We start from the raw sequence: 22,428 nt of genomic DNA, 5'->3' as shown, positions 1-22,428 counted from the left end.
ACAGGTGACAGGGATCAGGGGAAATTTATTTATAACCTCAATCTCCGATACCCATTCCCCATTCCCCATTTCCCAAACAATTAGAGGTAAATCTAAAAATTGAGTAATTCATGCTTTTGTCAATCTTCTTTTTCCCACAGACTATGGTTGAAAGTAGTAGGCTGTATCTGGAAAGATTATGCCTCCGGCACGCTCCGTGAACGGTAGTTAAAGATGGCCACTGGGTACATCCTCATTGCAGCAATTTTAATTTTGGGAGGCGTAATTGCCACCGTGGGCGATCGCATTGGCACACGAGTTGGCAAGGCACGTCTCTCACTTTTCAACCTACGTCCCAAAAAAACGGCGGTACTAGTTACTATTTTTACTGGTGGTTTGATTTCTGCATCAACTCTAGCGGTTTTATTTGCTGCTGATGAAGGATTGCGGAAAGGAGTATTTGAATTAGAGGACATTCAAAATGACCTCAGAAATAAGCGAGAACAACTCAAAACCGCAGAAACGGAAAAAAGTCAGGTAGAAGACAAGCTCAATCAAGCCAGGAAAGAACAAACCCGGGCACAACAAGATTTACAGAAAATTAATCAGTCCTTGCAAGCGGCGAATGCCAAACAACGGATAACACAAGCTCAACTTAATCGCACCATTAGCCAACAAGCTAAAACGCAAGCTCAACTCCAAGGTACTCAAAGCCAACTGGGGGAAGTGGCGAGTCAGTACCAACAAGCCAGAGGAGAATTAGAAAACCTTTATAATCAGCGTAAGACATTACAGGCAGCAGTTGAACAATTAAAGACAGAACGCCAGCGATTGTATGTGGAAGCGAAAAAAGCCATTGACGAAGCGAAGACAGCTATTGAAAAACGCGATCGCGAACTTGCTAATCGTCAAGAAGCGATTGAAAAGCGTGATCAGAAAATTACTCAGTTAGATAAACTTATTCAAAATCGCAATCTAGACATTAAAAATCGAGAGCAAGTCATTGCTACTAGAGAATCTCGTCTCAAAGAATTAGAAAAACAGCAAAAATATTTAGAACAGGAAGTAGCACGGCTAGAAAAATATTACCAGTCATACCGTGACTTGCGTCTGGGTAAATTGGCTATAGTGCGGGGTCAAGTCCTAGCCGCTGGTGTGGTGCGTGTAGCTCAACCTACGGCGGCTCGTCAGGTGGTAATACAAATTTTGCGGGAAGCTAACCGCAATGCCAACCTAGAATTAAGTGAACCTGGCACAAATCCGGCAAATGCAGAGTTATTGCGTGTTACTCAAGATAGGGTTGATCAACTGATCAAACAAATTAATGATGGTCGAGAATATGTGGTGCGAATTTTCTCAGCGGGTAATTACGTCAGGGGAGAAAACCAGATAGAATTCTTTGCTGATGCCACGCGGAATCAATTAGTGTTTTCCACAGGTGAAATACTGGCGACAACTTCTGCCGATATGAAAAATATGACATCATATCAACTAAGGCAACGCCTGGATTTATTAATTTCTGCTTCCCAATTTCGCGCTCGAAATGCGGGAATTATCGAAACTGTGCAGATAGATGGTACATTCCTCCGCTTTTTTGCCCAATTGCAACAGTCTGACCAACCTCTGGAAATTAAAGCTATAGCCGCTGAGGATACTTATACAGCCGGTCCGTTGAGAGTCAAATTGGTTGCTCTACTCAACGGACAAATTTTATTTAGTACTTAGGGATATGGAAGGCACGGAAGGTCGGGGAAGCAGCAGAAGAATAATTAACCAATGACCAATGACTAATACACAACCTGCAATTTTAGGCTTTGATCCCGGTCGAGATAAATGTGGTGTAGCCGTGATGGGACTAGATCGGCAATTGTATTATCATCAAGTTGTTCCTGCTGGTGATGCGATCGCTCAAATTGAGACACTACGACAAAGATTTCCTATTTCCTTAATCGTGATGGGCGACCAAACAACGGCGAAAAAGTGGAAACTGCGGCTAAATCAGGAATTAACAGATTCACTGAATATTATTTTAATAGATGAGCGATATAGTACCTTAGAAGCACGCGATCGCTATTGGCAGATGTTTCCACCCAGAGGACTCAGCAAACTCTTACCAAAGGGAATGCGTCAACCTCCACGACCAATAGATGACATTGTGGCCATCCTCTTAATTGAAAGATACTTAAATCGTCTGACTGCCAGTGGTAATACTGACTAATGACTAGTTAGGGCTTGCTCATAGCTAAGTCCAAGCGTAAGCCATAAAAGTCTTTTTGTGGGGACAATAGGTAATAGGCAAGAATTAATTAATCTACGGTTTTTGAGTACATTCTGACTCCTGAATCCTGACTCCTGAATTCTTCTATTTACAACTCAGCCCGAATAGTAAAAGCATAATCGCCTCCTGGCTCTAACTGGTAATCTTGTGTTTCCAGAAAGCGGCCGAGAGGTTCTTTTATTAAAGCCCGACCTTGGGAAGGCTTGACAGACAGTTCTCCCCGACGGAAATGCCACTGAAAATGCCATTCAAAATCGCCGGCGCTGACTTCACCTTCAAGAAAGCCATGTTGCCAAGATTGACGGGTAATTCTGACATTGGCGGTTGTTTCTGGTAGACGTTTAGCACTCACTATGCTTGATGTCAAGTATGGGATAAAAGTAAACCATGTAGGCTACTTAATCTTTATGTACCAAAAATACCTGAAATTGACAAATTGGCAAGAAATGAGAAACTCTCATTTTGTGAAGATGTTACTGTATCTTTATATGTATTGGTTGATGCAAGTATTAAGTTATGAAAATTGAAGAGTTGTTGCAGCGTTATGCTGCTGGAGAGAGAGACTTTAGTGGGATTAATTTGGAAAAGGCTGACCTGAGTAAGACTAACCTGAGCGGGGCTAACCTGAGTCGAGCTAATCTGTTGGCTGCCAATTTGAGTGGAGCTAATTTGAGTGGGGCTAATCTCAGCTATGCTGAATTGGGTTTAGCTAAGTTGACTGGTGCTAATTTGGGGGGTGCTAATGTGACTAGTGCTTCCATAGTTGGTGCCAGTTTGGAAAATGTCAACCTCAAAGGAGCTATTGGTAATTTCGGTCATGCCCACGGGGCTTTGTTTCAAAATACTATTTTGTCTAATGGTGAAATTATAGTCGATCCAGAGATTATTGAAGGATGAAAAATTGTTGGTTTCTCTATCAGCTAATAGAGAGTTACTCAAATCAGGATTGTCATATCTCTTTGTTTTTAGGCTGTACTGTTTCACTATCTCACTTAGGAAATTTGATAGTGCGATCGCCTGTAGGTTGGGTTGAGGAACGATACCCAACATTAATCAACTATCATTAACCTTATAAATATTTCTACATCATCAATATCTGAAGGAACTTTGATTGTCATTTTTTCTAGGGTTTGCCACAGATTTAGTGGGTTATGGTTATCTTTATATGAGTTGATTGATGTAAAGGCTGAGTTATGGATGCTGAAGAGTTGCTCCAGCGTTATGCTGCTGGAGAGAGAGACTTTAGTGGGATTAATTTGGAAGAGGCTGACCTGAGTGGGGCTAACCTGAGTGGGGCTAACCTGAGTGGGGCTAATCTGTTGGCTTCTAATTTGAGTGGAGCTAATTTGAGTGGAGTTAATCTCAGCTATGCCAAATTGAGTCTGGCTAGGTTCATTGGTACAAATTTGGAGGGTGCTAATGTGACTGATGCTGAGGCAATTTGTGCCAGATTTGAAAATGCTAACCTCAAAGGGTCTTACCTCAGTGATTTCGGTCGCGCTCACGGAGCTTATTTCCAAAATACTATTGTCGGTAATGGCGATATTCTTGTCGAAGAGAGTATTGAAGGGTGAAAAGCGCGATCGCCTGATCTTGTAGCGCGATCGCTGATCTTGTAGGTTGGGTTGAGGAACGATACCCAACATTAATCAATTATCATTAACCTTACAAATATCTCTACATCATCAATATCTGAAGGAACTTTGATTGTCATTTTTTCTAGGTTTTGCCACAGATTTAGTGGGTTATGGTTATCTTTATATGAGTTGATTGATGTAAGGGCTGAGTTATGGATGCTGAAGAGTTGCTCCAGCGCTATGCTGCCGGGGAAAGAGATTTTACTGGAGTCAAGCTGCCAGGAGTTCGTTTGGTCGATAAAATTCTTAACCAAGTCATTTTCAAGGGTGCTGACTTCAGTGATGCTTACTTTGAACGTAGTGGGTTTGATGAAGTTGACTTGAGTTTCGCTAACTTGAGAAGAATCCGTTTCTTTGACAGTGGTTTTGGAAGAGCTAATTTGGAAGCTGCTGACTTTAGTGATGCTATCTTCGGTCAAAGTAATCTCAAAGGAGCTAATTTTACTCGTGCCATATTCAGACGGGCTGTCCTTAGCGAAGTTAATTTCAAAAATGCCAACCTCAGCTATGCTGATTTGAGTGGAGCCAGTGAGTTTAGTATCTATTATTGCAAGGGTGCTATCTTCTACGAAACTATCATGCCTGATGGAAGTATCCGAAGTGATAATAGCTGAGGAAGTATCTGACACAATAGGAGTGCGATAGTGCGATCGCAATTCCTCGTAGGTTGGGTTGAGGAACGATACCCAACATTAATCAACTATAATTAACTCTACAAATATCTCTACATCATCAATATCTGCTTGAAGCAAACACAATATTTTGACCCACATTCCGCAGATGTGACTTAGATTATTGATATTTTTGAAAAATTCCAGCCAGGAAAATTTTATCTGCCTAATTTTTCTGGTTGAGTTTAACTTTGTTTGCCAAAAAATAGAGCATATTAAGTAACTTCATTTTATGAGGTTTTAAAATATCTTCTCTCTCTATATTAAATTAGTAATTTCGGGTAAAATAAACATGACAATTACAGCCAAGAATATTTACATCTTCGCTAAAAATTTATATTTACTAATTTTACCCTTGAACTATCTGCATCTTTTTCGGTCAAATAAACCACATCAAGTAATTAGATAATATTTACTACAACTCTTTCCTAAGTATCTAACAATCTTTTCACGTTCCTCTGTTAAATTGCTCATTTGTTTCTGTCCATTTATAATTACCAAATGTACAGCCTGAAACATCTGAAATACCCACCTCATTGTCGGTTTATTTGTGATTTTATTAACTTGATTTCTAATCCCATCATCGAATTTAGCTAATTCTTGTCTTAACTTTCTTTGTGCGAGGTTATAGACCAACAAACACAATCCCATTATCATTGCTATTGCTTCTACTCTTTCCGGGGTTTTGACAAATACACTTGATGTAAAAAACAACGGGTCTTTTAAAAATCTAAATCCTCTCTCGTTGGATTGTTGGGCTTTATATTCCTCTAATACCTGCTCATCACTCAATTCATTGTTATCTAAGATATTCGTTGCTAATATAAATCTACCTGCCTTAATTTTTTCAGCTTCTATTACTTCTTCTCTTATTTCTATTTGACCTTTAACTTGATATTTTATTTGACTTGGTTCGGTCAATTTACTTGGTCTACCTGCTGTTTTATATTCTGGTTTCTCTATGTACTCAATTTCTTTTATTTGGTGATATTTCCAGGATTTTGATAACTTTTCTATTGCTATTTTAGCATCTGGCTGACAAGCAAACTCTTGCCTGGATAGTTTACTAAGTAAGGCTTTTGCTTTTGATTCCTGTTTTTTTACTTGTTTTTCTACTTGTTGGATACTTGATTTTTTTCTTATTTCACTTTCGACGATTACCCATCTTTGTTTTATCCCTCCATATTCTGATTCTTTAGCTGCTATTTTATACCCTGATATTTGACTATCTTTCCATTCCAATTCTTTTATGCCTACGATTTTATTTTTTGCTTCTTTGATACTTAATGGTACTCTTGTTATCCATTTTATTTCTCTCATTGCTGCTAAGTTTTCTGCTGTATATAAGGCACTATATGCTACACATATTCCCTCAAATGTCCATTGTTTTTTAAATTCTTTTAATCTTTCTACAAATACACTTTTATCATCTACATTTCCTGAATCTACTTTTAAATATAAGGGGATGTCTCCATCTCCTGTTACTATCATGTCTATGATAAATTGTTTGAGGTCTGGTCTTTTATCTCTTGAGTATCCATGCACTATTTCTATTGCTTTCATCTCTGCTTCTATCTCTAATTTATTTTCTCCTGTTTCTTGCTTTGTTTCGTCTATTTCTTCGATTTCTTTTTTGTACTCTCCTTCTACACTCATTGATGTTCCATCTAAATGAATACTCTTGCTTTCTACTTGGAATTTATGGGCTGATTTTATGGCTACTGCTGTAAATATTTTTGTTGTTCCTATTTGATGATATTTGTCTAGTTCTCTTCCTAGTTTATCGTCATTTAAATGCTCTGGCAATACTCCTTCTCCTATTAAATGTTCTGTTGCTTTTCCTACAAAAAATTCCCCAAATAGATATAATGGGGCGCTTAAAAAGCCTAATCCATTTAAGATCATTGCTTTTACTACTTGTCCTGGTGTGAGAATTTCTTTTGTTTTTATTCCCACCATTTTATTCACTTCTTCTACCAATTCCATCTCGTCTATTATTCCCGCTACTATTCCTAAATGGTCTATATCTAGGATTTTCATGACCTCTTTTGACTCTTTCATTGTTTTTTCCCTTCTCTATTTGACGCTTATTATTTTACCAAAAAAGCCTGAAATCTTTGCTAGGCAATCTTTTCAGGCTTTACTTTTTCTAAATTTTTAATTCCTAAATTTACTTTAATATCTGCGGAATGTGGGTTTTGATATTGCTAACTCACTATTGAAAGCCAAAAACCAAGCCAGCTTTACTCCTGACTTCTGCGGTATATTCAAAAATAATTTAAAGATCGTACAGCGATGCCTACTGTACAGGCATCGCGGATTTTAGATTTGCGATTCATCCCTAATCCAAAATCTAAAATCCTCAATCAATTTAATGATTTACTGCCGCAGCTTCCCGCGCCGCAGCTGCTGATCTGGGTGGATACCCAAGCGTGTCAGGTTAATTCTACCTTTATTGTCAATTTCGCGCACTTTGACAATCACTTCATCACCAACTGCTACTTCATCTTCAACTTTGCCAACACGATAGTCAGCTAATTGAGAAATGTGAATCATGCCTTCTTTTCCTGGCAAAAATTCCACAAACGCACCAATGGGTATAATCCGTGTTACACGTCCTACGTAAACATCTCCCTCATGCAACTTGCGAGTCATGCCTTGGACAATGTTACGCGCTCTTTTCGCCTTGCTTTCATCAACTGCGGAAATGGTGACTGTGCCATCGTCTTCGATGTCAATTTTTGCACCAGTTTCTTCAGTGATACCTTTAATCGTTTTCCCACCGGGTCCAATGACTAGACCAATCATGTCGGGATCAATCTTGATCGTCAACAGACGTGGGGCATAAGCTGAAGTTTCCGCCCGTGGGGTGTCGATAGTCTGGAGCATTTTGTCCAGAATATGCAACCGAGCCGCTTTAGCTTGATGGACAGCTTGAGCAATAACTTCCAACGACAAACCAGATATTTTCATATCCATTTGCAAAGCTGTGATACCAGTATCAGTACCAGCAACTTTAAAGTCCATGTCACCTAAAAAGTCTTCAATACCCTGAATATCGGTGAGGATTCGCACGTCGTCCCCTTCCTTAATCAGACCCATTGCGGCACCGCTAACAGGTTTAAGAATGGGTACACCAGCATCCATAAGAGAAAGGGTGGAACCACAAACTGAACCCATTGAGGTGGAACCGTTGGAAGAAAGCACTTCCGAAACTATGCGGATCACGTAGGGGAATTGTTCTTTTGTCGGTAGCACAGGTAAAATCGCTCTTTCTGCCAATGCACCGTGACCGATTTCTCTTCTTCCTGGCGCACGCATTGGCTTGGTTTCCCCAACTGAGAAGGGGGGGAAGTTGTAATGATGCAGGTAACGCTTGTGTTGGTCTGCTTGCAAGTCATCATTGAGGTTTTGAGCATCTCCCGGTGTGCCGAGAGTGCAACAACTTAAGACCTGGGTTAGACCCCGGTTAAATAAACCGCTACCGTGAACCCGTTTGGGTAAAACGTCAACTTGGCAAGATATAGGCCGGACTTCATCTAGTTTGCGACCATCAACGCGAACGTTGTCTTCAACGATTTGACGGCGCATAAAGTATTTGGTAATGTCCTTGAAGGTATTACCAAGGGCTTTACTATTGGCGGATGCGGCTGTGCGAATGGGATCTTCTTCGGGAAGAGCTTGAATTTCAGCTTTTATGCCATCTTTGACAACATCTAAAGCGGCATCGCGTTGTGGTTTAGTTAACTCAAATTGCGCCAAGATTTTTTTAATTTCAGCACTTGCGCGATCGCGGATATAGTTTTCTAGTGTTTGGTCTGCTTCCGGTGGTTCTTCCTTAACAATTTTTAGACCCAGTTCATCCAACAAATCTAACTGTGCTTGGATTAAATCCCGCACTGCTTCGTAGCCAAAATCAATTGCCTCGATAATATCTTGCTCTGGTAACTGATTGGCACCTGCTTCCACCATGATCACGCCATCTGGTGAACCGGCAACAATTAGATCCAAATCGCTGGCTTCAATTTCTGCGTAGGTGGGGTTAATAATGAAATCATCACCCACTAAACCTACACGCACTGCTGCCATTGGCCCATTAAAGGGAATTTGGGCAATTAAGGTAGCAATTGAAGCACCAGTTACAGCTAATACATCAGGTGGTACTTGCTCATCCATTGACAAGGTGAAAGCAATAACTTGCAAATCATCCCGCAACCATGAAGGGAACAAGGGACGTAAAGGACGATCAATTAGACGGCTGGTAAGAATCGTTCTTTCTGGTGGACGACCTTCTCGGCGCATGATACCACCAGGAATTCTTCCCGCTGCATACAATCTTTCTTCGTAATCTACAGTCAGGGGAAGAAAATCAATGCCTTCTCTGGCTTGCGATCGCGTAGCTGTCACCAAAACAGCGGTATCTCCCGATTGTATCAACACCGACCCGCCAGCTTGGGGGGCTAATAGTCCAACCTTCAGCCGAATATCCCGTCCATCAAAGGATATTGACTTATCAACTTCTGCCATTCAGTTTTTTTTCCTTCTATGCACGCTATTCTCTTTCTGTGGCAATCCTAACATTTATGCACTATAGACGGCTTCTGTAACAAACAAACATAAAACAAAATTCTCTGCTTTTGGATAAGTTCTTCCTAGCTTGTCATCACACTCTTACTTATTGCCTTTTACCTACATTGTTTTTCTGTCGCCTATCCCCCGACTAATTACTTAAAATTTCGGCGGCTCGTCAAGACAAGAAATTGAGAGGCGATCGCTCTATAAACTCTACAATACGGTAGTTAAAATATTAACTAAGTCCGTTTAGCTTCACTCTGTGCAATGTTAAAATTGTTATTGGTAGTGGCTTCATAACATCTTGTGTATGTCTAACAACTCTTTACAGCCTGATTCAGATGCGCTACACCAGTCTGCTATTGATGTGATTACCCACGTCAGTAATGTGATGTCAAAAAGTTGTGCAATATTGAGAGATCATGATCGGTTGCTGGCGGAAAATCAGGGTGGGAATCGGTTGGGGGCTGAGATTAATGCTATTGAAGAAGATATCAGGCACGTCAATGAGAAGTTAGAAAGGGTGAAGCGTAAAGAATTGACGATGACGATTGTTGCGCCAACCAGTGCGGGTAAGTCTACTATTATTAATGCGATCGCAGGATAAGAAATGATACTTACAATCCAGGGATTTTTGTATGAGTTATTGTATTCAACCTACCTGCAATAAACAGAACCCAGACAATATAAGATTTTGCTGTCATTGTGGACTTCAGCTTCTGTTAAGGGATAGATATCGGGCAATAAAACAAATAGATCAAGGTGGATTTGGTAGAACATTTTTGGCAGTTGATGAAGATAAACCTTCAAAATCTAAATGTGTAATCAAACAATTTTTTCCTATAGATCAAAGTCCAGACATTGCTACTAAATCAGCAGAACTTTTTGCTCAAGAAGCAGTTCGACTAGATGAACTAGGTAAACATCCTCAAATACCTGAACTCTTAGCTTATTTCAAACAAGATGGAAATCAATATCTTATTCAAGAATTCGTTGATGGACAAAATTTAGAGCAAGAGTTCAAGCAAGAGGGAACATTTTCAGAAGCTAAAATTTGGATTCTCATAAATAGATTGATACCCTTGTTGCAATTTGTTCATGAGAATCAAGTAATTCATAGAGATATAAAACCAGAAAATATCATTCGGCATTTTGACGGAGAAATTGTTTTAGTTGATTTTGGGGCATCAAAGTTTACTACAAACACAATTTTATCCGTAACGGGAATAGTAATTGGCAGCGCACCTTATACTTCACCAGAACAAGCAAAAGGTAAACCAATATTTGGCAGTGATCTTTATAGTCTGGGAGTGACCTGTTTATATCTCTTAACAGGAGTTGATCCTTTTAGGTTATTCGATGATTCTGAAAATGACTGGATTTGGAGAAACTACCTAAATACTCCTGTGAGTGATTCCCTTGGCAAAATTTTAGATAAATTAGTTCAGCCAGCAACTAAAAAAAGATATCAATCAGCTAAAGAAGTATTTCAGGATATCAATGCTAAACAATATAATGCTAGTTCTACGAAAGAAAGAGCAACCCAAAAAAGCAAGTTATCATTTCCTTATCTATTTAGAAATAAATCCACAGGCACTATAATTCTTCAAGGAAATATGGAAGAAGTAATTAAATACATTGATAATCATCCTAAATGGTTAGCCCAATGTATATTGCCTTTAAAAGCTAATTTAATTGAAAGAAATGCTTATTCACTAAATATTGGCAAAATAGGGGCTTTGGGATATGAAATAGAGCCTACAGTTAATCTATACATGAACCAACAAAGCAGAGGATGTTATCAAATAAAGACAGAACCCATATCTGGAATAGATCCTAATGGATATGATGTTGACTTTTTCTCCAAAATAAAGCTTATAGACTGTTCTAGTGGGAAACAAGAACTTACTCGCATAGAATGGGAATTAATTCTTGTAACAAAGCTCGATTTTCCTGCTTTTATAATTTTCTTACCAATACCGCTTGTCCAAAAGACTGGGGATGCAATTTTAAACAACATTGTTAAGTCAGTGTCAGACAACTTTTCTGAGAAAATTTCCCGTAATTTTATCGAATTTCTAAAAGTATAATTCAACACCCAAATAGTTTTTATCAAAAATGCATACAAGCTAAAATATGTCTAGAAGAGATGATTTACATTTTCCCTTACGCCGTACCCTTGAAAAAGATGGATGGATAATTACCAGCGATCCGTTGATCTTGGTACTTGGAGAGACACTTTTAAAAGCTGATTTAGGAGCAGAAAAGCTTTTCACCGCCGAAAAAGAAGGGCGTAAAATAGCCGTTGAGATCAAAGATTTTGATGCTTCTTCGGTAATCAGTGAACTGGAGAAAACAATGGGTCAACTTCAACTTTACCAATGGGCATTAGAAGAACAAGAACCAGAGCGTCAATTGTTTTTAGCTATAAGTCAATCTGTGTATATTTCACAATTTCAAAGACCAATTTTTCAGATTGCTATCCAGCGCAATAAAATAAATTTATTAATCTATTCCCCAGATCAGGAGGTAATTGTCAAATGGATAACTCACTAAAGTATGTAGACATCCTCAAAAAAACAGTACAAGATGCCACAATTGATCAACCTAGTCTGCAAGCAATCAAACTTTATCCAGTTTGTGATGCTGAGTCTGGACATTTTGTAGTTCTTGCCACAGGTCGGGATAAACATCGTTGGATGGATAATGTCATATTTCATGCGCGACTCATCGAAGAAGATAACGGCAATTCTCAAATCATCATTGAAGAAGACAACTTTGAAGAAGGATTAGTTGATACACTCATCGAAGCAGGAATCAAAAAAGAAGATATCGTCACCAGTTGGCAACAAGCGATCGCAGGATCTCCAAAGTAGTGTACATCTTCTCCAAGATAGAACGCAACAACTTACTAATAATAGCGAACTGCTTGCAGCAGTACTTACGCGATCGCCTATAATACCAACTAGATAGGCAACTAAATAGCTAGAATACTTTCGAGGTTATTAGGAATAGGTTAAAAATGGCAAAGCGTGGGGAAGTACTTGTAGCAATTATGCCAGCAAAATCGGACATGAAAATTGCCTGTGAGCAAAACTGGTATCGGATTCCTGCTGATCAAGTGGAACGTCTTAAACAACGTAATGTTTGGGAACCAAAATGGTTAGCCTTTTATCAGCCAAAAGTTTTTCGTGATGAGGCATTTGCCGTTAATTACTATGCTTCTATAAAGTCTATTAGTCAGACTTTCAGACATGAGCTTTTTCCTGATGAATCACCAAACTCTAAAAGTCAGAAACGTTATTACAAAATAAACATACACCCTATGGAAAAACTACCGCAGCCAATTTATAGCCGTAGGCTCAGACGTATATTGTTTATTCCTACAACTTGGGAAAAGCTAATAAATGCAGCCGAAATTAACGATCTATGGGACGAAAGCCCATTAGAAGATAAGCTTTGGGCTGAATTCAAGCGTTATTCTATAGATGCCGAGCGTCAACAGGAAGAAAAAATTAAAGATAAAACTTATCTCCTTGACTTTGCCATTTACTGTGAAAAAGGAAAAATAGATGCAGAGACAGATGGCGATACTTGGCATTCAGCCAAAGACCGTATTGCTGAAGATAATCTCAGGGATAACGATCTTGAGACTGTTGGTTGGCGAACTATTCGTTTCAATTCTAAAAAGATCCGAGAAGAAATGACTGAATATTGCATTCCTACAATTCTAGAAAACATCAAAAACCTAGGTGGACTGAAAGATGACCAAAAAAGGATGCCTCGCAAAATTGGCTTAGATGGTTCGGAACAGTTGACTCTATTTTAATTTTAGAAGCATATATTATTTTCATAATATTGCTATAGATATGCGAAATCCTATCAGAACTAATTGCATTTCATTATTGATTATTGAATTGGCAAAAGTTAAATTTTCAATAAATTAAGAAATTAATAATTCAAATTATTACATGAAAGAAGCTAAAATCAAACTCGGATTGGTACTAGGAGGTGGCGGTGCTAAGGGCGCGTACCAATCAGGTGTGGTCAAATATCTGGCAGAAATTGACTTTCTAGCATCTTCACACAAAGCAGGTCAGATTGTCCCCACCATAGGCAATGCGATCGCTTCCAATCTGGGACAATCCGCCGAATATATCCATGTCCAATCAGCCAAAACCGATGAAGAAATTTATCAAACACTACTCGCCAGTGCTGCTATTCCTTTAGCCTTTAAGTCCCGTAAGGTTGATGGAAAGGATTATGTTGATGCTTGGCTGGGTGATAATGTCCCCCTCCAAGCCCTAGCAAATCGCGGCTGTACCCATGCGATCGTCATTCATTTAGGCAATGGTGAAGTTTGGAATCGTCATGATTTCCCTAACCAAACAATAATTGAAATTCGTCCAACAGAAGATATCGGTGGTAATCTGAGAGAATTACTAGATTTCAGCCCCCAACGGATTCAACTCTTGCAAAAACGGGGCTATCAAGATGCCAAACCCATTATCGATCCAATTTTACAAACACTCATGATCGAGCGATCGCGCCAAGAAAGTTTCGCGCGGCTTCAGGAAACATCACAGAGATTAAGAGACGATCCACCAATCTATTAGTTAAAACTGAATGATAAAATATTAGTACGAACCCATCATTGCTACATAGCAATTTATACAATGAATAGTTAGTATATTAAAAAATGGCAATTTTACACGGAAATTGGGTAATAAATAATCAAAATAGCTATTTCTTTATTTGGGGAGAAATTTGGCGTTCTTCACAGGTGCAGACTGAAGTATCTGCCGAAATTCCTTTACATCCATTGGCGATGACATCCGTCGAATTAAATGAATGTTTAGAACTATCTAATTTATCAATTGCTAATTTAATTCAGCCATCTTCCACTACTAAACAAAAACTTAAGAGTCAAGCAATAGCAAAAACAAAATCACCAAGTTATTCACAAATAGTTTCTTTACCAACTGATTTTTTAGCAACCAATAAATCAAAAGTTACAGCAATTTCTCCGATCTATTCTGTTGGTGTGGGCATAGATTTTTTGTCTTCACAACATTTACAACCTTGGCAAATTAATGGTTTCTGTCTCAATTCTACTACAGCAATTAAATTCCTCACTTCATTACCATTGAGTTCAACAGATGACAAATATGCCTTTTTGGGCGGAGATTTACGTTTTTGGGTACAAATAGCTCGTTGGAGTTTAGACTTAATCTCACGCTGTAAGTTTTTACCAACCATTCAAAAACAATCAGATGCTTCTTTAATTGCTAAATGGCAAGTACTTTTAGACAGTGCTGTAGATGTAACTCGGTTGGAAAAATTTGCCGCTAAAATGCCCTTAACTTGTCGCACATATCAACAAGAAATAGGAGATATTGAATCTTACTTAGCTGTTGATATACCTATAGAACCACAAGAATTAATTTTGGGATTTCTCAACAGTGTAATAGATTCCCAAATCCGTGAAATGTTTGGTTCTCAATCTCCCGTTGAAAATAGGGTCATGATATCTTTACCATCTGCGGTACAGCAGTGGTTACAAGCTTTAAACAGTGCATCTAACATCATTAATGCTGATGCAGTGGGACTAGAAAGACTAGAAGCTGCCCTGAAAGCTTGGACTCTGCCATTGCAATATCAATTAACAGGAAAAGCTTTATTTCATACTTGTTTTCAACTACTTCCCCCAGACACAGGAGAAACAGATTGGATATTGGCTTATTTTCTGCAAGCAGCCGATGATTCTGAATTTTTAGTCAATGCAGCAACTATTTGGGCTAACCCGATTGAGAAATTAGTTCATCAAAATCGCACAATTGAAGAACCCCAAGAAACATTTTTGCGGGGTTTAGGTTTAGCTTCTCGATTATATCCAGTTATAGCCCCTAGTTTAGAAACCGAATCTCCTCAATTTTGCCACCTCACACCCATGCAAGCTTATGAGTTTATCAAATCTGTAGCTTGGAGATTAGAAGATAGCGGTTTAGGAGTAATTTTACCACCAAGTTTAGCCAACCGAGAAGGATGGGCTAATCGCTTAGGTTTAAAAATTAATGCCGAAACACCAAAACAAAAACAAGGACGCTTAGGTTTACAAAGTCTGCTGAATTTTCAGTGGCAATTAGCAATTGGTGGACAGACAATTTCTAAAGCTGAATTTGATAAATTAGTAGCCCTGAAAAGTCCTTTAGTAGAAATTAATGGTGAATGGGTGGAATTGCGTCCCCAAGATATTAAAACAGCCCAAACATTTTTTGCCTCTCGCAAAGACCAAATGGCACTTTCTTTAGAAGATGCTTTACGGATTAGTAATGGAGATACTCAAGTAATTGAAAAATTACCTGTTGTAAGTTTTGAAGCTTCGGGTGCATTACATGAATTGATTGGGGCATTAACCAATAATCAAGCTATAGAAACTTTACCCACACCTGCAAATTTCCGAGGACAATTACGCCCTTATCAAGAACGAGGTGCAGCTTGGTTAGCCTTTCTAGAACGGTGGGGTTTAGGCGCTTGTTTAGCAGACGATATGGGATTAGGAAAAACTGTGCAGTTCATCGCTTTTTTACTTCACCTCAAAGAAGAAGACGCACTAGAAAACCCCACTTTGTTAGTTTGTCCCACTTCTGTTTTAGGTAATTGGGAAAGAGAAGTAAACAAATTTGCTCCCACCCTCAAAGTTTTGCAATATCACGGTGATAAACGCCCCAAAGGTAAGGCATTTACAGAAATAACTAAAAAACATGATTTAGTGATCACAAGTTATGCACTTATTCAACGAGATATTAAGCAATTTCAGAGCGTTTATTGGCAAATAATTGTTTTAGATGAAGCTCAAAATGTTAAAAATTCAGATTCCAAGCAATCCCAAGCAGTAAGGCAGTTAGAAACTACATTTCGTGTCGCTTTAACAGGGACACCAGTTGAAAATAGATTGCAAGAGTTGTGGTCTATTTTAGATTTCCTGAATCCTGGGTATTTAGGTAATAAACAATTTTTTCAACGACGGTTTGCCATGCCAATTGAAAAGTATGGTGATACATCATCTTTAATGCAACTGCGTTCGTTAGTGCAACCGTTTATTTTACGACGGTTGAAAACTGATAAAGATATAATTCAAGACTTACCAGAAAAACAAGAAATGACGGTGTTCTGTGGACTCAGTGCTGAACAAGCACAATTATATCAAAAATTGGTAGATGAATCCTTAGTAGAAATTGAATCTGCTGAAGGATTGCAGCGACGAGGGATGATTTTAGCTTTGTTAGTTAAACTCAAACAAATTTGTAATCATCCATCACAATATTTGAAATTAGCAACTTTAGCAGAACATCATTCAGTTAAATTACAACGTTTGGAGGAAATGTTAGAAGAGGTTTTAGCAGAAGGAAATCGGGCTTTAATTTTTACTCAGTTTGCAGAATGGGGAAAATTACTAAAACCCTATTTAGAAAAGCAGCTAGGTCGAGAAATATTCTTTTTATATGGTAGTACAAGTAAAAAGCAGAGAGAGGAAATGATTGACCGTTTCCAACACGATCCACAAGGGCCACCAATTATGATTCTTTCCTTGAAAGCGGGTGGTGTGGGTTTGAATTTAACGAGAGCAAATCATGTCTTTCATTTTGACAGATGGTGGAATCCGGCTGTGGAAAATCAAGCCACAGATAGAGTATTTAGAATTGGACAAACTCGGAATGTACAGGTGCATAAATTTGTGTGTACTGGCACATTAGAAGAAAAAATTAATGACATGATTGAAAGTAAAAAACAATTAGCAGAACAAGTTGTTGGTGCGGGTGAAGAATGGTTAACAGATATGGATACAGACCAACTCCGCAATTTATTATTACTTGACCGCAATGCAGTAATTGATGAGGATGAACAATAAAGAACAATAAGATAGTGATAATTACTAGAATTAGATAAAAATATGAGAGAAAATATAGACCATGACCGCTTATTCAAAGAACTAATATCCACGTTTTTCATAGAATTTATAGAACTCTTCTTTCCCCAAGTGCTGGAATATCTAGACACCAACTCAGTCACATTATTAGATAAAGAACTATTTACCGATGTCACCACAGGAGATAAACATGAAGCCGACTTAGTAGCCAAAGTAAAATTTTTAGGTAAACCTTTTTACTTTCTAGTTCATATTGAAGCAGAATCTGGTGCAAAATCAAAATTTAATAAAAGGCTATTTAACTACTTTGCTAAATTACACCAAAAATTTGACTTACCAGTATATCCTATCGTTATATTTTCCTATGAAGCACCCAAAAAAGTAGCAGTTAATAACTATGAAATTAACTTTCCTGACTTAGAAGTGTTAAAATTTAATTATCAAGTAGTACAACTAAATCGTCTCAATTGGAGAGATTTTTTAAATAGTCAAAATCCAGTAGCATCTGCGTTAATGTCAAAAATGAACATAGAACCAGCAGATAGGCCAAAAGTAAAAGCAGAATGTTTAAGGTTATTAGTAACCTTAAAACTAAACCCAGCAAAAATGCAACTAATATCAGGGTTTATTGACACATATTTGAGATTGAATAAAATAGAAGAGCAGTCATTTGCAGCAGAATTAAGTTCATTTATACCCAAAGAAAAGGATGAAGTTATGCAAATAGTTACCAGCTGGATGGAACGAGGAATTGAACGAGGAATTGAACGAGAGAAAAATTTAATTCTCCGTCAAATTAATAGAAAAATTGGCATCATTGATATTGAATTAGAAACCAGTATTAGAAGTTTAAATGTAGAAATTATTGAAGCTTTGGGAGAAGCAATTTTTGATTTAGATACTGTGGAAGATTTACAAAATTGGTTGAAAAATGTTTAATGGCAGAATCTTCAATAATACTTTTTTATAGGCTAAAATCATGTTATTTGTAAATTAGTTATGACTAACGATACCCTACAAGCAAGTAGAGAATGGTGGTCACAAAGGTGGCTTGATTTACTAGATTCCTATCGCTTTAAAAAGCGTTTGGAACGGGCGAGAAACTATTCTAGACAAGGTAATGTTTTAAGCATTGAGTTTAAAGGAGCAAAGGTATTAGCTAAGGTGCAAGGGAGTGAAGTTGAACCTTATAAAGTTTCTCTTGCTCTTGATTCTTTCACTGATGAAGAATGGGGTTATGTGATTGAAACTATGTCCCAAAAAGCTAGTTATGCTGCTAAGTTACTAGCGGGAGAAATGCCACAAAATATAGAAGATGTATTTACTAGTAATGGGCTGTCATTATTTCCTTTTACTCTAGGAGATGTTCATGGTAAATGTTCTTGTCCTGATAAAGCAGTTCCTTGCAAACATATAGGTGCTGTATATTATCAGTTGGGCGATCGCTTTAGTGAAGATCCTTTTGTTTTATTTCAGCTACGAGGACGGACTAAAGAACAAATTATTAGCGATTTACGACAGTTACGGAGTAATAAATCTGGAATCAAATCGGCAGAAGCATCGTTAAAACAGGAAAAATCTGCAAAAAAACAGGTAACTGTTAATCATCAATCTTCCATAAATCTAGATAGTTGTTGGCAATATAATGAACCTTTAGAATCCTCTTTAGTAGTCATTGTGCCTTCAGTTAATGAGACAATATTAGATGTTTTAGGTACAATTCCCTTAGCTAAAAATGAGGAAGGTCTAGCAAATTCATCAGCCGGTGATGTCGCCATGAATTATTTACAAACAGTTTACAAAGATGTTAGTCAAAAGGCTGTTTTAGTAGCGATGAATGTAGGTGGGTGAGGATTGCAATATGCCCATACAGCAGCAGGACTTACGCACAATACAACGAAAGTAGCGGTAATTCATGAATTACCGCTACGGAAGAATAAGGTTTTCGGTCACATCTTGCGTCAGCCCTGAGCAGTAAAAACTTCTTGGTGAAAGTATTGTTCACGCTTATTCTTTACCTCATTTAACGTGAGTTCGACATAAGATAATTTGTGGAAAACTTGCCCCTAGTAGGAGTCTCAAACCCTTATTCTCTCGCCCTTAAAAATCATAACTCCGTTCGCGTAGCGTCTCCTAAGGAGAAACTCCTAACACCGAACTCACGTTCATTTACCTGCAATAAGCTATATTTCCACGTTGCTAAGTGCTAAGTGTCCGTCGCGTAGAGTTACGGAGAATAAGAGTTTGAAAGCTGATAATTCACAATGGAGTTTTTTTTGGTAAAGTTAATAACAAGATTACTACTTGCCAGCTTGTAATCAAGGTGCTTTAATAGCTATGCGCTTCGTAGGAATAGTATTCCGCTAAAGTTTCCAATCTGTACAATATTTATAAAATTTACAGCTACTCATGTTCATAAAGTTACAAACTCAAAACATTTAGACTGACAGGTAAGAAAAGCCATTACCATACTCTTGACACTAAATTCTATCAACCGCTGAAAAGGAACATATATGGAGCCAATCATTGCTATAGTTTTAGCGCTTATAGGTTACGCCTTAGGATCTGCAAAAATAATTAATGAAGGGAATGAAGCCCTTGTAGAACGGATGGGGCGGTATCATCGGAAACTTACTCCTGGACTTAACTTCATAGTTCCCTTCCTTGACCAAATTGTCATGGAGGACACAACACGGGAACAGGTTTTAGATATTAAGCCTCAAAATGTGATCACCAAGGATAATATCTACTTAGAAATTGATGCTGTTGTTTACTGGCGCATTACTGAGATAGAAAAAAGCTTTTATGAAATTGACGATCTCCAACAGGCACTGTCAAACTTGGCTACAACTACGCTGAGAGAAATTATTGCCCAGAATAGCTTAGACGCAGCTAATATGTCTAGAGCCGATATGGACAAAAGCCTATTAGATTTATTGAATCCAATTACAAAAGGTTGGGGAGTTAATATTATCCGTTTAGATATTCAAAGAATTACACCGCCAGAAAGTGTAAGGAAGTCAATGGAAGATGAACGGGCTGCGGAAATAAAAAAACGGGCAGTGATTACCGAAGCGGAAGGGGAGCGACAAGCAGCGGTTAAAAAAGCGGAAGGAACTAAGACTTCGATGGAGATCATTTCTGAAGTCTTACGTTCCCATCCTGAAAGCAAGGATATTTTACGGTATCTTGTGGCTCAAGATTATGTACAAGCCAGCCAAAAACTTAGTGAAAGCAATAACGCTAAAATTGTTTTTGTAGATCCAGCTAACTCCACAGATATGTTTCAGGAATTGATTGCTGAATCAGTTACTAAAGAAGAACCGAAGAAAACTTCTGGTAACGGTAATGGTGCTGGTTAATATTTACAGCTTTTTTGACTGAGCTTTAAACTCAGAACTAAAGTTTGTTATCTGTTCCCTGTTCCCTTTTTTGTCAGTTATGCTGACTGTCGATAGATAGCATCAGCAACTAGGGAGACATCGCGTATTTCTGAAACATCGTGAATGCGAAGGATGTCAGCACCATTAAAAATAGCGGCACAACAAGCTGCTGCTGTTCCCCAAACTCTGGTTTTTGGATCTGGTTGGTTTAAAATGTTGCCTATAAAACTTTTACGGGAAGCTCCTACCAGTATTGGACAATTGAGCATTTTTAATGATGGTAAACGGCGAAAAATTTCTAAATTTTGTTCATAGTTTTTAGCAAAGCCAATACCAGGATCAATAATGATTTTATTTTCTTTAATCCCCGCAGCGATTGCGGCTTTTTTTTGCTGAGATAAAAAACTATAAATATCCTGTATTAAATTCTGATAATTAGTTTGTTGTTGCATTGTCTGGGGAGTTCCCCGGATGTGCATTAAGATAATTGGTGCATCTAAATTAGATACTGTTGCCAGCATTTCTGGGTCAAATGTACCGCCAGAAATATCATTGACGATATCAGCCCCGCCTTTTACAGCAGCTTTGGCTACGTCGGCTCTAGTTGTATCTACAGAAATTGGAATTGAAATTTCTGGTCGGATGACTTGTAAAACCGACAGTACTCGGTCAAGTTCTTCTGTGAGGGTGATTTGTTTTGCACCTGGACGAGTCGATTGACCACCGATGTCAATTATATCAGCGCCAGCAGTTACCATAGCTTGGGCTTGGGTTAAAGCGGCTGAAGCTGTGTTAAATAGACCACCATCACTAAAGCTATCAGGGGTGACATTTAAAATTCCCATTAAATAAGTGCGCTGTCCCCAGGTGAAACAGCGTTCTCGAATAATTAATTGCTTTGACATAAGTTCCATACCGCCCCGGAATAAATTCCGAGGCTAATAGCAAAAATCCGTTTTAGAGGGCTAAATTGATTTGTCAACAAGTTGTAAATGGCGTTCTACTGATAATTAACAATCCTGGCAAAACTATCAGCTTCTAGACTCGCACCTCCGACGAGAGCGCCGTCAATTTCTGGTTGAGCCATGATCTCATCAATATTATTGGGCTTAACTGAGCCACCATATTGAATTGAGACGTTGGGATTAGTCAATTGAGAGCGAATTAAGCCAATTACTCGATTTGCTTCTTTGGTTTCACAGGTGTCACCGGTTCCTATTGCCCAAATTGGTTCATAAGCGATAACCAAATTATTTTGATCAACATCGACTAAATCTTTTTCTAGCTGGGAGATAATCAGTTTTTCGGTTTCTCCTGCGTCTCGTTGTTGTTTGGTTTCACCAACACAGAGAATGGGGATGAGTCCATGCTTTTGGGCTGTTTGGAGACGGAGGTTAACGGTTGCGTCTGTTTCGCCAAAATATTGCCGTCTTTCGCTATGACCAACGATGACATAGCGGACACCAATTTCTGTGAGCATGGGAGCAGCAATTTCACCTGTGTAGGCTCCATTTTCTTCCCAATGGACGTTTTGTGCGCCCAGTTGGATCAGGCTACCGTGCAAATATTTGGACATGACGCTGAGGTCAGTGAAGGGAGGACACAGTACTACTTCTCGTTCTGAGGGTGTTTCCTCCAGGTGGGGCAGAAATCCGCGTAAAAATTCTTCGGACTCTGACCGGGTTTTGAACATTTTCCAGTTACCGGCTATAACGATTTTTCGCACAGGTGATTTTGTCAAGATGCTAACGCTACTAGATGCATTTTTCACTGTACTACTTTTTCGGACATTCCTTGTCTACAGGGAGGGGAAAGTGCTTTGCTTTGGCGATCGCTCTCTCAACCTTAAAAATGCTTTGCTGCTTCACCTGCTGGAGGTGATTGCGCTTCTTTGCCTTGATTCTAAAAGCGATCGCATAAGTCCTGTCTAAAATTAGCTAAGTTATATTGTGGAACAAATTGATTTCGCTTAAGATCA

The 22,428-nt window shown here is 38.5% G+C and carries 19 protein-coding genes and 1 pseudogene; 15 read left to right on the top strand and 5 right to left on the bottom strand.

The features are described 5' to 3' along the window. Positions 1-213: 213 nt before the first annotated feature. Both AC012T_RS15180 and AC012T_RS15175 read left to right on the top strand, forming a co-directional pair. Positions 214-1,704: a DUF3084 domain-containing protein gene (locus AC012T_RS15180; RefSeq protein ID WP_487059571.1), complete on the top strand. Its 1,491-nt coding sequence runs from the start codon at positions 214-216 to the stop codon at positions 1,702-1,704. A gap of 58 nt (positions 1,705-1,762) precedes the next feature. Further along, positions 1,763-2,197, top strand: coding sequence for a pre-16S rRNA-processing nuclease YqgF (locus tag AC012T_RS15175; RefSeq protein WP_487059569.1), 435 nt, complete (start codon positions 1,763-1,765; stop codon positions 2,195-2,197). A 148-nt stretch (positions 2,198-2,345) separates the two neighbouring features. On the opposite strand, the gene AC012T_RS15170 is transcribed toward AC012T_RS15175, so the two are convergent. Continuing rightward, on the bottom strand, positions 2,346-2,609 hold the full coding sequence (locus AC012T_RS15170; RefSeq protein WP_015214646.1) for a DUF3146 family protein: 264 nt from the start codon (positions 2,607-2,609) through the stop codon (positions 2,346-2,348). A 164-nt stretch (positions 2,610-2,773) separates the two neighbouring features. Between AC012T_RS15170 and AC012T_RS15165 the strand changes: the two genes are divergently transcribed. The 3 genes from AC012T_RS15165 (at position 2,774) to AC012T_RS15155 (ending at position 4,508) form a co-directional block, all read left to right on the top strand. Next, positions 2,774-3,154: a pentapeptide repeat-containing protein gene (locus AC012T_RS15165; RefSeq protein ID WP_487059567.1), complete on the top strand. Its 381-nt coding sequence runs from the start codon at positions 2,774-2,776 to the stop codon at positions 3,152-3,154. Positions 3,155-3,450: 296 nt separating this feature from the next. Then, positions 3,451-3,831 carry a pentapeptide repeat-containing protein gene (locus tag AC012T_RS15160; RefSeq protein WP_487059565.1) on the top strand — a complete coding sequence of 127 codons (381 nt, stop codon included), beginning with the start codon at positions 3,451-3,453 and terminating at the stop codon, positions 3,829-3,831. Positions 3,832-4,046: 215 nt separating this feature from the next. Beyond that, a complete protein-coding gene (locus AC012T_RS15155; RefSeq protein WP_487059563.1) occupies positions 4,047-4,508 on the top strand; it encodes a pentapeptide repeat-containing protein in 462 nt (153 codons plus the stop codon). Between the two features lie 450 nt (positions 4,509-4,958). Here the strand turns inward: AC012T_RS15155 and AC012T_RS15150 are convergent, their stop codons facing one another. Together AC012T_RS15150 and AC012T_RS15145 are read right to left on the bottom strand one after the other, a co-directional pair. Next, on the bottom strand, positions 4,959-6,626 hold the full coding sequence (locus AC012T_RS15150) for an IS1634 family transposase (RefSeq protein WP_487059307.1): 1,668 nt from the start codon (positions 6,624-6,626) through the stop codon (positions 4,959-4,961). Positions 6,627-6,936: 310 nt separating this feature from the next. Next, positions 6,937-9,092 (bottom strand): annotated as a pseudogene (locus tag AC012T_RS15145) (polyribonucleotide nucleotidyltransferase). A 355-nt stretch (positions 9,093-9,447) separates the two neighbouring features. On the opposite strand from AC012T_RS15145, the gene AC012T_RS15140 reads away from it, so the two are divergent. The 10 genes from AC012T_RS15140 (at position 9,448) to AC012T_RS15095 (ending at position 20,429) form a co-directional block, all read left to right on the top strand. Next, the gene (locus AC012T_RS15140) at positions 9,448-9,744 is read left to right on the top strand and encodes a hypothetical protein (RefSeq protein ID WP_487059561.1); all 297 of its coding nucleotides are present in this window, start codon (positions 9,448-9,450) and stop codon (positions 9,742-9,744) included. A gap of 175 nt (positions 9,745-9,919) precedes the next feature. After that, a complete protein-coding gene (locus AC012T_RS15135; protein ID WP_487059559.1) occupies positions 9,920-11,227 on the top strand; it encodes a protein kinase domain-containing protein in 1,308 nt (435 codons plus the stop codon). Positions 11,228-11,273: 46 nt separating this feature from the next. After that, entirely contained in the window at positions 11,274-11,693 is a 420-nt protein-coding gene (locus AC012T_RS15130; RefSeq protein ID WP_487059557.1) for a XisH family protein, read from the top strand. After that, entirely contained in the window at positions 11,678-12,013 is a 336-nt protein-coding gene (locus AC012T_RS15125; RefSeq protein WP_487059555.1) for an element excision factor XisI family protein, read from the top strand. Before AC012T_RS15130 ends, AC012T_RS15125 begins: the two co-directional genes overlap by 16 nt. A gap of 146 nt (positions 12,014-12,159) precedes the next feature. Beyond that, positions 12,160-12,966: an endonuclease domain-containing protein gene (locus AC012T_RS15120; protein WP_015214639.1), complete on the top strand. Its 807-nt coding sequence runs from the start codon at positions 12,160-12,162 to the stop codon at positions 12,964-12,966. Between the two features lie 142 nt (positions 12,967-13,108). Next, positions 13,109-13,753: a patatin-like phospholipase family protein gene (locus AC012T_RS15115; RefSeq protein ID WP_487059553.1), complete on the top strand. Its 645-nt coding sequence runs from the start codon at positions 13,109-13,111 to the stop codon at positions 13,751-13,753. Positions 13,754-13,836: 83 nt separating this feature from the next. Next, positions 13,837-17,049 (top strand): DEAD/DEAH box helicase, encoded by a 3,213-nt coding sequence (locus AC012T_RS15110; protein ID WP_487059551.1) that lies wholly within the window; start codon positions 13,837-13,839, stop codon positions 17,047-17,049. 42 nt (positions 17,050-17,091) lie between these two features. Continuing rightward, the gene (locus AC012T_RS15105; RefSeq protein WP_487059549.1) at positions 17,092-18,006 is read left to right on the top strand and encodes an Rpn family recombination-promoting nuclease/putative transposase; all 915 of its coding nucleotides are present in this window, start codon (positions 17,092-17,094) and stop codon (positions 18,004-18,006) included. Positions 18,007-18,066: 60 nt separating this feature from the next. Next, a complete protein-coding gene (locus tag AC012T_RS15100) occupies positions 18,067-18,918 on the top strand; it encodes an SWIM zinc finger family protein (RefSeq protein WP_487059547.1) in 852 nt (283 codons plus the stop codon). Positions 18,919-19,580: 662 nt separating this feature from the next. Beyond that, entirely contained in the window at positions 19,581-20,429 is an 849-nt protein-coding gene (locus AC012T_RS15095) for an SPFH domain-containing protein (RefSeq protein ID WP_487059545.1), read from the top strand. A gap of 77 nt (positions 20,430-20,506) precedes the next feature. Here AC012T_RS15095 and folP read toward each other — a convergent pair whose 3' ends face one another. Further along, a complete protein-coding gene (folP, locus tag AC012T_RS15090; RefSeq protein ID WP_487059543.1) occupies positions 20,507-21,355 on the bottom strand; it encodes a dihydropteroate synthase in 849 nt (282 codons plus the stop codon). Between the two features lie 95 nt (positions 21,356-21,450). Then, on the bottom strand, positions 21,451-22,176 hold the full coding sequence (gene tpiA, locus AC012T_RS15085; RefSeq protein ID WP_487066607.1) for a triose-phosphate isomerase: 726 nt from the start codon (positions 22,174-22,176) through the stop codon (positions 21,451-21,453). Positions 22,177-22,428 lie beyond the last annotated feature (252 nt).

It is taken from the genome of Anabaena sp. EIM26 (assembly GCF_057568715.1).
The sequence above is the reverse complement of the archived record's forward strand: the minus strand, read 5'-3'. Positions and strand labels throughout refer to the sequence as shown.